This window comes from Streptomyces sp. NPDC001450 (assembly GCF_053597295.1).
Genome location: NZ_JBSFHY010000013.1, coordinates 87,353 through 100,929, shown reverse-complemented (window position 1 = coordinate 100,929; position 13,577 = coordinate 87,353). Strand labels below are relative to the sequence as shown.

Genomic DNA, 13,577 nt, shown 5'->3' with positions numbered 1-13,577 from the left:
CACCCGCCCCTCACGGTTTGCCGGTCGGCGCTTCCTCGGACGGGCACGTGATGTGCCGGGACCCCGGCAGCGCCTCGGTGATCCAGGCACGGTCGGCGGCCACGCGGGTGTCGCCGACGGCCCACAGGCTCGCGGCCTTGCGGCCCTGGTCGACGCCGATGAGCACGTGCTGCCCCTTGCGCGGCGCCGGCTTCGCGCCGTCGTCGAGGAGGACGCCGACCTCGGCCGGGCCGTGGGCGGGTTTGTAGGAGCGGGTCACGGTCAGCACGATCCGGGTCCAGGGGGTCTGCGGCTGCGGATCCACCGCGGCCACCGTGCCCTCGGCGACCAGCCGGTAGCAGGCGAGGGTCGTCGCCGGGGCGGAGGGCCGCCCGCCGTCGCCGGAGTACGCCGGGGCCTGGTCCTCGCGCTTCGCATCCGCGCTGCTGCCCCCGTTCATCGAGTCGTCCGCTCCCGCGTGCGTCATGAGCCATCCGAGCCCGAAGACCGTGCCGAGCGCCGCCGCACCGACGAGCGTGCCGAGCGCGAGGCGCAGGGCCAGGCGCGGGCCGGACGGGCGCCCCGGGCGGGCAGGGCGGACGGGACCGACGGGACGCGTGGTGCTCCGCGGGCGTTTCGCGGAAGCGCTCCGCGCGGAGCCCGCCGTGGACCCGGCCTCCTCGACTGCCGGTACGGCCGCCTGCTCCTCCCCCTGTTCCTCCCCGGTCAGCGCCTCCGCGAGCCAGGTCAGCTGCTCCTTCAACAGCGCCACGTCGGCCTCGGCCGAGCTGTGCTCGCTCAGGCGGGCGGCGTCCTCGCGGGCCTCCTCCGGCAGGGGTTCGCCCGTGATCGCGGCCATGAGCGCGTCCATGCCGGCGTACTCCCCCGCGCCCTCGTGTTCGGCGGTCACGTCACACCACCTCGTCCTCGTGCAGCCTCTCGCGCAGCGCGCGGACCGCCGTGTGCAGCCTGCTCTTGACCGTGCCCTCGGGAACGCCCAGCTCCTCGGCGATCCCGCGCACCGGCAGGTCGGCGAAGAAGCGCAGGATCACCACCTGCCGCTGGGTGTCAGGCAGTTCGTCCAGGCCCCGGGCGACGGCGAGGGAGAGCAGGCTGGTCTCCTCGCCGGAGGGGTGCACGGGCTCGCGCAGCGACGCCAGCCGCTCCCCCAGCCGCTCCTGGCGCCGCTTGGCCCGGTGCCAGTCCATGGCGAGGTTGGAGGCGACCACCGCCGCCCACGCCGACACGTCCCGCGGCGCCTCGCGCCCGCTCGCGGCCCGCTCCAGCAGCCGCAGCCGGACCTGCTGCACCCCGTCCGGCAGGTCCGCCTGCGGCACACCACCGAGCGCGAGCACCGCCCGCACCCGGCGTTCCTGAGCCGCGTCCAGGGGATCGTCATCGGTACGGCCGGTCCGGTCGGCACCGGCGTACGCCCCCTGCTCGCGGCGCGCCCCTCCGCGCAGCACAAGCCACCCCCTCCTGCGTTTGCCCCTACGACGCCGCAGGGGGCGGAAACGTTCGATCGCTTCCGCAGAGGCGTACGTCACACCGCGCGTGGCCGGGGTCCGGGCGGGCAGGGGCCGGACAGCACAGCTTGCGGTGCGCGGCCCTCCGCAAGGGAACATCTCCAGCTCAGCGGGGGGTGCGGCGGACGTCGGGAACCGTCCGCCGGGTGATCGTGTCCCACTCCTCGGGCACACATCGCAAAGAATTGGACAGGTGGACCGGGGTCGGCCGCATGATGGAAAAGCCCCGGTCATGCAGAGGCACACAGCAAGAGTCACGTAGAGGGAGTCGCCGTGAGGGTCGGAATCGTCGGAGCCACCGGTCAGGTCGGCACGGTCATGCGCAAGATCCTCGTGGAGCGGAACTTCCCGGTCACCGAGCTGCGCCTGTTCGCCTCGGCCCGCTCGGCCGGCACCGTGCTGGACGGCGTGACGGTGGAGGACGCGGCGACCGCCGACTACACCGGCCTCGACATCGTGCTCTTCTCGGCGGGCGGCGCGACCTCCAAGGCGCTGGCGGAGAAGGTCGCGTCCCAGGGTGCCGTGGTGATCGACAACTCCTCGGCCTGGCGCAAGGACCCCGAGGTCCCGCTGGTGGTCTCCGAGGTGAACCCGCACGCGATCGCCGACCGCCCCAAGGGCATCATCGCCAACCCGAACTGCACCACGATGGCCGCGATGCCGGTCCTGCGGCCGCTGCACACGGAGGCCGGGCTCGAGGCGCTGGTCGTCGCGACCTACCAGGCGGTGTCCGGCTCCGGTCTCGCGGGCGTGGCCGAGCTGCACGGGCAGGCCCAGAAGGTGGTCGCCGACGCCGACAAGCTGACCCACGACGGCGAGGCGGTCGACTTCCCCGAGCCGCAGGTCTACAAGCGCCCGATCGCCTTCAACGTGCTCCCGCTGGCCGGCTCGATCGTCGACGACGGTCTGAACGAGACCGACGAGGAGCAGAAGCTGCGCAACGAGTCCCGCAAGATCCTGGAGATCCCGGATCTGAAGGTCTCCGGCACCTGTGTGCGCGTCCCGGTCTTCTCCGGCCACTCCCTCCAGGTCAACGCCCGTTTCGCCCGCCCGATCTCCCCGGAGCGCGCCACCGAGCTGCTCGCGGGAGCCCCGGGCGTCGTCCTGTCGGACATCCCGACCCCGCTGCAGGCGGCCGGCCAGGACCCGTCGTACGTCGGCCGCATCCGCCGCGACGAGACGGTGGAGAACGGCCTGGCCCTGTTCATCTCCAACGACAACCTGCGCAAGGGCGCCGCGCTGAACGCGGTGCAGATCGCGGAGCTGGTGGCGGCGGAGCTCAAGGGCTGACGGCTCGGGCAGGGCATGTCAGGGCGGGCACCCGTGCGGGTGCCCGCCCTGCTGTGTGCGGCCCGCCCCGCGGCGCGGTGGGCGGCCGGCCCGCGGTTCAGGTAGAGGGCTTTCCCTACGACCGTGCCGCGGGGCCTCTGGACGTCGTTTCCCGTGCAGGTCCCGTGGAAGGATGACCGAACGCACACATAACGAGGAGATGACCGCGTGCCTGGCACAAACCTGACTCGCGAAGAGGCGCAGCAGCGGGCGACGCTGCTCACCGTTGACTCGTACGAGATCGATCTCGACCTCTCCGGCGCGCAGGAGGGCGGTACCTACCGGTCCGTGACCACGGTGCGCTTCGACGTCGCCGAAAGCGGTGTCACGTCCTTCATCGACCTGGTCGCCCCGGCGGTCCACGAGGTGACCCTGAACGGCGACGCGCTCGACCCCGCCGAGGTCTTCGCGGACTCGCGGATCGCGCTGCCCGGCCTGCTGGAGGGCCGCAACGTCCTCCGGGTCGTCGCCGACTGCGCCTACACCAACACCGGAGAGGGCCTGCACCGCTTCGTCGACCCGGTCGACGAGCAGGCCTACCTCTACACCCAGTTCGAGGTGCCGGACGCCCGCCGGGTCTTCGCCTCGTTCGAGCAGCCGGACCTGAAGGCCACCTTCCAGTTCACGGTGAAGGCACCGACTGGCTGGACGGTCATTTCCAACTCGCCCACGCCCGAGCCCAAGGACGACGTCTGGGCCTTCGAGCCGACGCCGCGCATCTCGTCGTACATCACGGCGCTGATCGTCGGCCCGTACCACTCCGTGCACAGCGTGTACGAGAAGGACGGGCAGAGCGTGCCGCTCGGCATCTACTGCCGTCCCTCGCTCGCCGAGTTCCTGGACTCGGACGCCATCTTCGAGGTGACCCGGCAGGGCTTCGACTGGTTCCAGGAGAAGTTCGACTACGAATACCCGTTCAAGAAGTACGACCAGCTGTTCGTGCCCGAGTTCAACGCGGGCGCGATGGAGAACGCGGGCGCGGTGACCATCCGCGACCAGTACGTCTTCCGCTCCAAGGTGACCGACGCGGCGTACGAGGTGCGCGCGGAGACGATCCTGCACGAGCTGGCCCACATGTGGTTCGGCGACCTGGTCACCATGGAGTGGTGGAACGACCTGTGGCTGAACGAGTCGTTCGCCACCTACACCTCCATCGCCTGCCAGGCCTCCGCGCCCGGCTCGAAGTGGCCGCACTCGTGGACCACGTTCGCCAACTCGATGAAGACCTGGGCGTACCGGCAGGACCAGCTGCCGTCCACGCACCCGATCATGGCGGACATCCGCGACCTGGACGACGTGCTCGTCAACTTCGACGGCATCACGTACGCCAAGGGCGCGAGCGTGCTGAAGCAGCTCGTCGCGTACGTCGGCGAGGACGAGTTCTTCAAGGGCGTGCAGGCCTACTTCAAGCGGCACGCGTTCGGCAACACGCGCCTGTCCGACCTGCTGGGCGCCCTGGAGGAGACCTCCGGCCGCGACCTGAAGACCTGGTCGAAGAAGTGGCTGGAGACGGCCGGCATCAACATCCTCCGCCCCGAGATCGCCACGGACGCCGACGGGGTCATCACCTCCTTCGCCGTCCGCCAGGAGGCCCCGGCCCTGCCCGTCGGCGCCAAGGGCGAGCCGGTGCTGCGCCCGCACCGCATCGCGATCGGCCTGTACGACCTCGACGAGGCGAGCGGCAAGCTGGTGCGCACCGACCGCATCGAGCTGGACGTGGACGGCGAGCTGACCGCCGTACCGCAGCTGGACGGCAGGCGCCGCCCCGCCGTCATCCTCCTCAACGACGACGACCTGTCGTACGCCAAGGTCCGCCTGGACGAGGAGTCGCTGAAGGTCGTCACCGAGCACCTCGGCGACTTCGAGGCGTCCCTGCCGCGTGCCCTGTGCTGGGCGTCGGCCTGGGACATGACCCGCGACGCGGAGCTGCCCGCCCGCGCCTACCTGTCCCTCGTCCTGTCCGGCATCGCCAAGGAGTCCGACATCGGCGTGGTGCAGTCGCTGCACCGCCAGGTGAAGCTGGCGATCGACCTGTACGCCGACCCGTCCACCCGCGAGGCCCTGCTGGCCCGCTGGACGGACGCCACGCTGGCCCACCTGCGGGCCGCCGAGCCGGCCGGCGACCACCAGCTGGCCTGGGCGCGCGCCTTCGCGGCGACCGCCCGTACGCCGGAGCAGCTGGACCTCCTGGAGGGCCTGCTCGACGGCACCCACACGATCGAGGGCCTGGCCGTCGACACGGAGCTGCGCTGGGCGTTCGTGGAGCGACTCGCTGCGGTCGGCCGCTTCGACGAGGCGGAGATCGCGGCGGAGTACGAGCGGGACAAGACCGCGGCCGGTGAGCGCCACGCGGCCACCGCCCGCGCGGCCCGTCCGACCCCGGAGGCCAAGGCGGAGGCGTGGGCGTCGGTCATCGACTCCGACAAGCTGCCGAACGCCGTGCAGGAGGCCGTGATCAGCGGCTTCGTCCAGACCGACCAGCGCGAGCTGCTCGCGTCGTACACGGACAGGTACTTCGAGGTCGTCAAGGGCGCCTGGGACTCCCGTTCGCACGAGATCGCCCAGCAGATCGCGATCGGCCTGTACCCGTCGGTCCAGGTCTCCGAGGAGACCCTGGCCAAGACGGACACCTGGCTGGCCACGGCCGAGCCCAACGCGGCCCTGCGCCGGCTGGTCTCGGAGTCCCGCTCGGGCGTCGAGCGGGCGCTGAAGGCCCAGGCGGCGGACGCGGCGGCCGAGTAGCGGCCGGCTCAGCCGTCGTAGCCGTCGTACGGCACTGAGGGCGCCCGGTGTGCGCATGCACCGGGCGCCCTTTCCCTTGGCTCAGGCGCGCACCCTGCGGGCGACGTCCAGCATGGTCCGCACGTGCAGTCCGGTCTGCGCGGACACCGGTATCCACCGCAGCTCGTACGTCTTCTCCAGTTCCCGGCACCACTCGTGCACCAGCTCCGTGAGGGCGCAGGCGGTCCCGGGGGCGGTGCCGGCCAGGGCCCGGCTCAGCATGGCCGCCACGCGCAGCGGGATACGGCGGGCGGCGACGCCGAGGGTCGCGAAGTGGCCCCGGGAGCCGTCGCGTTCCCCGTCCCAGGTGGCGGCGATCGAAGGCACCACGTGCAGCAGTTCCCGGGCGGCGGTGCGCAGTGGCAGCAGGTCCCCGGGCACGTCGTGGGCCAGGGTGTCACCGGCCAGTGCCGTGATCTCCGCGGTACGGCCCAGCATCAGCTCGGCCGACCGGGTGACCTCCTCCCGCGCGTCGGGGGCGGGCCGCGGGTCGCTGACCGCGGGGGCGGACCAGGCCGGCGCCTCGATGACGACGGTGAGGGTGCCGTAGCGCCAGGGGTACAGCCAGGTGCTCTCGGCGACGTAGCCGCTCGGGTCGCGTTCGTTCCCGGTGTTCCCGGCCGGGAGCCGCAGGACGCCGGGCGGGTCCGGCTCCCAGTCGGGAGCGTCGTACGGACGGTGGTCGAGCGGGATACGCAGGAGTGCGGCCGTCTCACGGAAGGCGCGCGCGGCACCGGGCACCTTCCTGGTCTGCAGGGTGAAGGCACCGCCGACCTCGATGCCGTGCAGGGTGAACTGGACCGCCGGCCGCAGTTCGTCGAGCAGCCGCACGAGGGCCGCCGACTCGGGCAGCGGCACTCGGCCCGAGCCGGGGACGGGCAGCGACTCGGGCTGGCAGGCGAACTCGGGACGGTAGAAGTGCCGGTGACACTCCTTCAGCGAGGGGACCGGCTCCTCCGGCTGCCAGCCGTGCGCGAGACGGGCCCCGTCCGGGTCGAGACACAGCAGGAAGTGCCAGGTGCAGCCAAGTGCTTCCAGATACTCCGGCCGGTGGGAGAGAAGTCTGGCGAGCCGGAGTACGGAGGCCCCGCCCACCGGCTCGTTGGCGTGCGCACCGGCGACGGTGAGGATCTGCCGCTCCCCGTGCCCGGCGGACAGCAGCCACAGCGGCCGGCCGCCCCGGCTCTCGCCGACGGCGCGCAGCCGCAGCAGCCCCGGAGCCGCGGCGACCAGCGCACGGGCCCGCCGCTCCAGTTCGTCGACGCCCGGATAGCCCATGTCAACTCCACTTCCGCCGCTCGATGTTGAGCGGTTCCATGGGAGCGTCGGGAGAAGGACCCGTCAAGAGCGACCCGCGATGTCAGGTCACCCCGGGAACATGCCGCCGGTGACGTTGACGAAGGTGCCGGTGATGCCGGCCGCGTGGCCGGAGGCGAGGAAGACGGCGGTGGCGGCGATCTCGGCGAGGGCGGGGTTGCGACGGGTCATGCGCATGCAGTTCGTCGTCCGGATAAGGCTGCAGCCAGGTGACCCGGGCGGGCGGCTCGCCGCTGCCGTGCCGCATACCTGGCAGAGGCTCATACCGCCGGGGGCGACGGGCGGTACGGCGCTGGAAGTCGAGGCAGGCGTTGGTGGCGATGCGATACAGCCAGGTCCGGGCACTGGCCCGCCCCTGATACCCGTCCCTCGCCCGCCAGGCCCGCAGAAAGGTCTCCTGCACCAGATCCTCGGCGTCGTCGTACGAGCCGGTCATCCGGTAGCAGTGGGCGCGGATCTCACGGCGGTGGGACTCGGTGAGGGTGGCGAAGTCGGTCTCAGTGAAGTTGCTTTCGGTGAAGGTGCTTTCACCAAAGCACCTTCGGCCGGGCTTTCCGTGACACCGGTCGGCGTGACGGATTGTTCGGCGGCCTCCTGGGCGACCCGGGCGATGCGCCGCAGCCGGGCGACGGAGGAGGACAGCTCGCTCACGCCGGCGTACAGCGCGTCGGCGGGCCGCGGCACCAGCTCCCGCGCCTGCCGTCCGACTGCGTCGATCAACTCCTCCAGCCCGCTGCCGCCACCCTGCCGCTCCCGGTACGCCTTCTGCCGGCAGGCGGCGGAGCAGTAGACGGAGCTACGGCCCCGGCGACCGGCCCGCGCGGAAAGGGGCCCACCACAGCTCGCACACCTGTCCACGGTCACGGCGCCTCCCGTCACGGTCTCCGGACGGCGGCGATCCTACGGGGGCGGGTGCCCTGTCCGAATCCCGCCGGACCTGGGACTGGCCACGCGCCACGCTGAATCCATGACCACCTACCTCGCACGACCACTGACACCTCCCGTCCTCAAGGAACTACGCACCAGCGACGACGCGGGCCGCCCCCTGCGCCCCTTCACGGACGACGAGGGCGACGCGCCCCTGCGCTGCTGCCTGCGCCGCAGCACACCCGGCGAGCGCATCGCCCTGGTCTCGTACGCTCCCCTGCGCCGCTGGGCGGCCGAGACGGGGGCCGAGCCGGGCGCCTACGACGAGCAGGGCCCCGTCTTCATCCACGCCGACGACTGCCCCGGCCCGGCCGACACCGCCCTGCCCTTCACCAACACCCACCGTACGGTGCGCCGTTACTCCGTCGACGGCCGCATCCTGGGCGGCCGCCTGGTCGAGGACCCGACCGCCTTCGAGCCGGCGTTCGCGGAGGCGTTCGCCGATCCCGAGGTGGCTCTCGTGCAGGTGCGGGCGGTGGAGTTCGGATGCTTTCTGTATGAGGTGCGGCGCCGTACGTAGACACCGTTCCTCCCGGCGGTGTCACCTGATTGCGCTGTGGGCCGGCTGCGCCTGGACGTGGGGAGAGATCGCGGTTGCAGTACCGTGTGCCGCTCGACACCCGAGGGGGGATTGTGCGAACGAAAGCGAGCACTGCTGCGCTGTGCCTGTTCGTAGGTGCTGTCGCAGTCGGCTGTACGGACGCCGGCGACACCGCTGACATACGCCCCGCTGAGACACGCTCCGCCGGCCAACTGCTCAACGAGGCCGACCGCACCATGAAGGCACTCACGTCGGTGACCATCGTCACCGACGTCTCGTCCACCGACGGTGGCCTACGGTATTCAAGCCGTGTGACGACCGATCTCGAGAACAGGTGCACGTTGAGGGCGACCTGGTCCCAGGGCGCCAAGATGGAGCAGATCCGGATCGGTGAGACGGACTACATCCACCCCAACGACGCGTACCTTGAGTTGTGGGGGCGGCCGACCGTCCCCGCGATGCGGCACAAGCCCTGGCTGAAGAGCCCCGCGAGCGCGGCAAAGGGAGCAGACAACCTCATCGACTGCGCCTGGCGATACTCGTCCTTGGTTGAGGGCAAGGCCACGAAGGGCGACTTGACCGAACTCGACGGCAAGCCGGTTGTTCCCGTCCGAGTAACCGACGACATGATCGAGGGTGGCCTCTACACGTTCTACATAGCCGCCGAGGGCAAGCCGTACCTGCTGAGGATCGACTACCGAGAACCTCACCACCGCACCATCAGGGAGTTCAGCGGTTTCAACAACCGCTTCGACATTCATCCCCCGGCGGCGGCCGACGTCCTGGATCTGAGCAGCCTGCCGTCGGACGCGTCTTAGGGGGCGGGAGTCGTACGCAGCCCGGTGCTGTGGCGGGGCGTGGAGGCGCCACAGCAGAGCGGGGACCGACGGCCAGACGCAGGACCTGTCCACGTTCGGCGCGGGCCGGTCGAGCGCGGGCGGCTCCGCCAGCGGACGGGCGGGGCGGACGGCGGCAGACTCCGCACGGGCCTGCGTCGCCGTCCTCGCACCCAGCGACCCGGCAGCCGGCAGCCCCAGACCGGGCGTCAGCCGGTCCCGCCACGGCAGAGGGGCCGGTCGAGCGTGCCTCGGGTCGACTAGTGCTCTGACCGCGAACGTTCACCGGGTTACATGGCTTGGGGACGTGTATGAGTAGTGTCTGTTGGATGGACAGCACGATGAATCTGCCGACGGAAGAAGATCTGGAGCTGGTCGAGTTCGCCCAGCGCGTTGTTGAGACCAACGGTGACGGTGAGGTGCACACCGTCGGGGCAGCCGTGCGAGACGCACAGGGCCGGATGTTCGGTGGTATCAACCTCTATCACTTCACTGGCGGACCTTGCGCGGAGTTAGTGGCGCTCGGGCATGCGCGTGCTGCGGGAGCACGTGACCTAACGGCGATTGTTGCCGTCGGTGACACGGGGCGCGGCGTGCTCGCGCCGTGTGGCCGGGACCGGCAGGTGCTGCTGGACTACCACCCAGGTATCCGCGTCCTCGTGCCGGCAGCTGGTGGCATTCGCAGTGTCGCGATCACCGATCTCCTGCCTCATGCTTATGTCTGGGGGGAGCAGTCCGCAGCGTCCGACGGAGCGCTGTGCTCGGCCGCGATGCAGGCCCTGCATTTCCATCGCACCTATCTCGAGGCTGTACGCACTGGGCGGAAGACGACCACGGTGCGGTTCCGCGACCCAGTGGAGACGGGCCCGGTGAACATGGTGTTCGAGTTGGATGACGAGGTAGTGCTGTCCGGCGTGGTCACTCAGATCACTTCCAAGAGCGTTGCCGAGTTGACCGAGGCGGACGCTATCGCCGACGGGTTTCGTGATCTCGCCGAGCTGCAAGACAGGCTGCGGTTCCACTACCCCGACATCAAGTCAACCGATGACGCCACCATCGTTCACTTCCGTCTGACGCGTTGACTGCATCCGCCATCGAGCGAGCGAGGCGATCGGCCTTGCTCATGCCGCTCCTTGCAGGGGTCTGCCGCCTCAGTGGATGGCTTTCTCGCTGCGGATGCGGGCACGTTCGCGTCTTTGGGCGGCGAGGATGTCGGGGTGGCGGGCGTTCTTGTTGCGCCAGCGCAGGTAGGGTGCAGAGCCCTCGTCTGAACGGCGTGGTTGGGGTGGTGGGAGTTGGCCAAAGTGAACTGCCGCAGCGGCCCGAAGTGAGCCTCAATGGGGTTGGCCCAGGACGCGTTGGTCGGGGTGAAGCAGAGCTCGACCTTGTTCTTGGCCGCCCACCGCTTCATCCGCCAGTTCGTATGGGCGGAGCAGTTGTCGAGGATCACGTAGATCGGAGCGCCGTCCGGACGAGCGGCCCGGATCGCCCGCATGGCCGCCCAGGTGTGGTCGATGCCCTTGCGGCGCCGGTTGACGCCCCACATCTGGTCGTCGCCGACGGAGTAGCAGCCGTGGAAGTAGGTAATGCCGTGGGTGCGGCGGAACGTCGTCGGCAGCCGGTCGGGACGGCCGCGTTCGGCCCAGCAGGAGCCTGCCGTCGGGCGGATGCCGAGCGGGCCGAACTCGTCGAAGGCGAATGTGCGGTCGGGCCGTTCGTTGATCGCGTACTCGATCCGCTCCAGCTTGGCGTCGAAGTCCGCATCCGGGGACTCCTTCCAGGTCTTGGTGCGCTGGAAGGAGATTCCGCGGCGGGCCAGTAAGCACCGCAGGGCCTCGCGGCCGATCCGGATCGGCCGCGAGACGTTCCGCTGCAGGTGATCGGCGAGCTTGCGGAGCGACCAGCGGGTGAACGGCTTGCCCAACTGGGTCGGGCGGGTGGTGGCCGTCTGGACGACGAGGTGTTCATCGTCACGGTTGAGTAGGCGGGGACGGCCTCCAGCCCACTGAGGGTTGAGGCATGCGAGCCCGATCTCGTTGAAGCGGTGGATCACGTTGCGGACGGTGTCCTCGTCCGCCTGGACGAGACGCGCGATCACCGGGACGGTGCTGCCGCCCGCCGAGGCCAGCAGCATCATCGCCCGCCGGAACCGCACCGAGCTGGTGCTGCCCCGCCTCACGATCTGCTGCAGCTTCTGCCCCTCCTGCTCGGTCAGCCTTCGAACCCTGACCGGTAACGCCATGCCCGCCTCCCCATGCCAGTCGAAGTCGTCACATGCGACCAGCACAACGAGCAACCCGGCAAACCTTCCCGGTCACAGCACTGGCCGCGGCTCGGCCACGCCCACCCGGCGGCGCGCGTGCGTCCCACTCACGCATCCGCCTTCAGCTCGGCCCATACGGTCTTACCGGTGCGCGACGGCTGCACCAGCCAGCGGGCCGCCAGGGCATCCACCACCGCCAGCCCGCGCCCGGACTCGGCGTCGTCGGTCGGCTCCCGGCACATGACCCGTCGGCACGACGTGTCCGCGATCGACACCCACACCGTGCATGGCTCGGGACGCTCCAGCACCAGGCGCCACCGGCCCGGGTCATCCGGTTGCGCACACGCCGGGCGCGCATGCTGCAACGCGTTCGTCACCAGCTCCGAGACGATCAGTGTGACGTCATCGGTCATGTCCTCCAGACCCCAACAAGCCAGCGTTGTGCGGACGCTCAGCCGCGCCACCGATACCGACGACGGGTAGAGCGGCAGGGTCTGCACGTACCCCGGGACCGAGCCCATCAGGGGGCGCAGTGCAGGCGGTGCGGGGGAAGCCATAGTGGTCATCGTCGCCTCGTCCTCATCTCGGCGCTCGCCGGTCCCCTACGGGGGAGGAGGTCGGCGAGCCGTCAACGGCCGCCCCGCGGGTGGCGGGCAGCCCCAGTGCGGCAACTCCGGCTGATGGCTCCGGTGTTGCTGATGACGACCAGTCAACGATCACCGTGCGCTGTGGGACCATCACGCATGCGGCATGCGCATACGGATATGCGCCCAGCGGGTACGGGGAGGCGCCGAATGCCGCGTGGACTCGTAGCGTGGGGGTAGCCGTGGACTGGTGGTCGGGACCGATCCGGGATGCGTCCCGGGCAGGCGACTACGGGCGGGTCATCGCGTTTGTCCGCGACGGTCAGCGCATGACCCAGACCCAGCTGGGCGAGGCGATCGGGCTGTCTCAGTCCGCCGTCTCCCGTCTGGAGAAACGCGGCTCCAGCACCTACAGCACAGACGTCCTGACCGCGGCGGCTGCACATCTTCAGATCCCGCCGACGCTGGTGGGTCTCGCAGATGGGCGCACGCCGCAGGTCCAGGCGAGAGACGACGATATGTACCGACGAACCGTCCTCGGCGGCGCGGTCGCCGCGATGGCAGCCCCCATCCTGGCCACCGTGCCAGACACGCGCGATGCGACCGGCGGCCAGGCCGCCGCCCTCCGCCTGACCACGAGCGCGTACCGGCGGCTCGACGGCACCACGACCTCACGTGATCTCGCTGACGCGGTCGACGGCCACATTCGGCTGATCCAGACCATCACCCGCACCGCGAGCGGGGATGCGGACCGGGCGCGACTGGCGGCGGTGGGCAGTGAGGCCGCGTCGTTCGCCGGCTGGCTCGCGTGGGACAAGGGGGACAACGGGTCGGCCCGCTCGTGGTACGGCGGGGCGATCAAAGCCGCCCGTACGGCCGGTGACCCGCTGCTGACGGCCTACCAGACGGGCACCCTGGCCCAGTTCGAGGCACACGCCGGGAACGGCGTCGAGGCCCTGAACCTCGCCCGGCGCGCCCGCCGGGTGCTCGGCGACCAGCGACCGGCCGTCGCCGAAGCCTGGCTGTCCAGCGTCGAAGCCCTCGGGTACGCGGCAGCCGGGGACCAGCGCGGAGCAGACCGGGCCCTGACCACATCCCGTACCGGCGCGGAGGCGCTGACGCCCTCCGCGGAGCCGCCGCCGTGGCCGTGGGTGTTCTCCTTCACCGCGGAAAAGGTCGCGGCCTGCCGGGTCACCTGCGGTGCCCGCCTGGGACTGCCGGAATGGGTGTTCGCTGAGAACGTGAGGGCCCTGACGACAGGCCACGCGAAACAACGCGCGCTGATCGTGCTGGACCTCGCCGCCGGGCACCTCGCTGACGGTCGGGTAGAGGCCGCGTTCACGCTCGCCGGGAAGGCGCTGGACGCCGGCCTCAAGTACCGGTCGGGCCGAATCGTCGAACGTGCCCGCACGGTGCGCCGTACCCTCACCACCACCACGCCGCCCAAGGTGGTGCGGGAGTTCGACGAGCGCCTACACGGCATCTACCTATAGG

General features: G+C 70.8%; 12 protein-coding genes and 2 pseudogenes. 7 read left to right on the top strand and 7 right to left on the bottom strand.

The genetic code is table 11. From position 1 onward, the window contains the following. Nucleotides 1–10: 10 nt before the first annotated feature. Both ACWC5O_RS16785 and ACWC5O_RS16780 read right to left on the bottom strand, forming a co-directional pair. Nucleotides 11–889, bottom strand: a complete 879-nt coding sequence (locus ACWC5O_RS16785; protein WP_450580643.1) for a hypothetical protein — start codon at nucleotides 887–889, stop codon at nucleotides 11–13. A gap of 1 nt (nucleotide 890) precedes the next feature. Then, entirely contained in the window at nucleotides 891–1,445 is a 555-nt protein-coding gene (locus ACWC5O_RS16780) for a sigma-70 family RNA polymerase sigma factor (RefSeq protein WP_450580642.1), read from the bottom strand. 333 nt (nucleotides 1,446–1,778) lie between these two features. Here ACWC5O_RS16780 and ACWC5O_RS16775 point away from each other — a divergent pair, with 333 nt between their 5' ends. Further along, complete coding sequence (locus ACWC5O_RS16775) at nucleotides 1,779–2,795, top strand: aspartate-semialdehyde dehydrogenase (protein ID WP_450580641.1); 1,017 nt, start codon at nucleotides 1,779–1,781, stop codon at nucleotides 2,793–2,795. Between the two features lie 207 nt (nucleotides 2,796–3,002). Beyond that, nucleotides 3,003–5,576: an aminopeptidase N gene (gene pepN / locus ACWC5O_RS16770; protein WP_450580640.1), complete on the top strand. Its 2,574-nt coding sequence runs from the start codon at nucleotides 3,003–3,005 to the stop codon at nucleotides 5,574–5,576. A gap of 81 nt (nucleotides 5,577–5,657) precedes the next feature. Here pepN and ACWC5O_RS16765 read toward each other — a convergent pair whose 3' ends face one another. From ACWC5O_RS16765 to ACWC5O_RS16755, 3 genes and pseudogenes are all read right to left on the bottom strand, one after another. After that, nucleotides 5,658–6,893 carry a M14 family zinc carboxypeptidase gene (locus ACWC5O_RS16765; protein WP_450580639.1) on the bottom strand — a complete coding sequence of 412 codons (1,236 nt, stop codon included), beginning with the start codon at nucleotides 6,891–6,893 and terminating at the stop codon, nucleotides 5,658–5,660. 87 nt (nucleotides 6,894–6,980) lie between these two features. Beyond that, on the bottom strand, nucleotides 6,981–7,109 hold the full coding sequence (locus ACWC5O_RS16760; RefSeq protein WP_450580756.1) for a hypothetical protein: 129 nt from the start codon (nucleotides 7,107–7,109) through the stop codon (nucleotides 6,981–6,983). Between the two features lies 1 nt (nucleotide 7,110). Then, nucleotides 7,111–7,583: pseudogene (locus ACWC5O_RS16755) on the bottom strand (sigma-70 family RNA polymerase sigma factor); the annotation flags it as partial. Between ACWC5O_RS16755 and ACWC5O_RS16750 the strand changes: the two are divergent. From ACWC5O_RS16750 to ACWC5O_RS16735, 4 genes are all read left to right on the top strand, one after another. Further along, nucleotides 7,504–7,722: a hypothetical protein gene (locus ACWC5O_RS16750; RefSeq protein ID WP_450580755.1), complete on the top strand. Its 219-nt coding sequence runs from the start codon at nucleotides 7,504–7,506 to the stop codon at nucleotides 7,720–7,722. The pseudogene ACWC5O_RS16755 and the gene ACWC5O_RS16750 overlap by 80 nt on opposite strands. 177 nt (nucleotides 7,723–7,899) lie before the next feature. Then, entirely contained in the window at nucleotides 7,900–8,379 is a 480-nt protein-coding gene (locus ACWC5O_RS16745) for a DUF1203 domain-containing protein (protein WP_450580638.1), read from the top strand. A 74-nt stretch (nucleotides 8,380–8,453) separates the two neighbouring features. Then, entirely contained in the window at nucleotides 8,454–9,218 is a 765-nt protein-coding gene (locus tag ACWC5O_RS16740) for a hypothetical protein (protein ID WP_450580637.1), read from the top strand. 347 nt (nucleotides 9,219–9,565) lie between these two features. Then, nucleotides 9,566–10,318 (top strand): ASCH domain-containing protein, encoded by a 753-nt coding sequence (locus tag ACWC5O_RS16735; protein WP_327180600.1) that lies wholly within the window; start codon nucleotides 9,566–9,568, stop codon nucleotides 10,316–10,318. 69 nt (nucleotides 10,319–10,387) lie between these two features. Here ACWC5O_RS16735 and ACWC5O_RS16730 read toward each other — a convergent pair. Next, nucleotides 10,388–11,478: pseudogene (locus tag ACWC5O_RS16730) on the bottom strand (IS630 family transposase). A gap of 128 nt (nucleotides 11,479–11,606) precedes the next feature. Further along, on the bottom strand, nucleotides 11,607–12,056 hold the full coding sequence (locus ACWC5O_RS16725) for an ATP-binding protein (RefSeq protein ID WP_450580636.1): 450 nt from the start codon (nucleotides 12,054–12,056) through the stop codon (nucleotides 11,607–11,609). Nucleotides 12,057–12,412: 356 nt separating this feature from the next. On the opposite strand from ACWC5O_RS16725, the gene ACWC5O_RS16720 reads away from it, so the two are divergent. Then, nucleotides 12,413–13,576, top strand: coding sequence for a helix-turn-helix domain-containing protein (locus tag ACWC5O_RS16720; RefSeq protein ID WP_450580635.1), 1,164 nt, complete (start codon nucleotides 12,413–12,415; stop codon nucleotides 13,574–13,576). The last annotated feature ends 1 nt before the right edge of the window (nucleotide 13,577 follow it).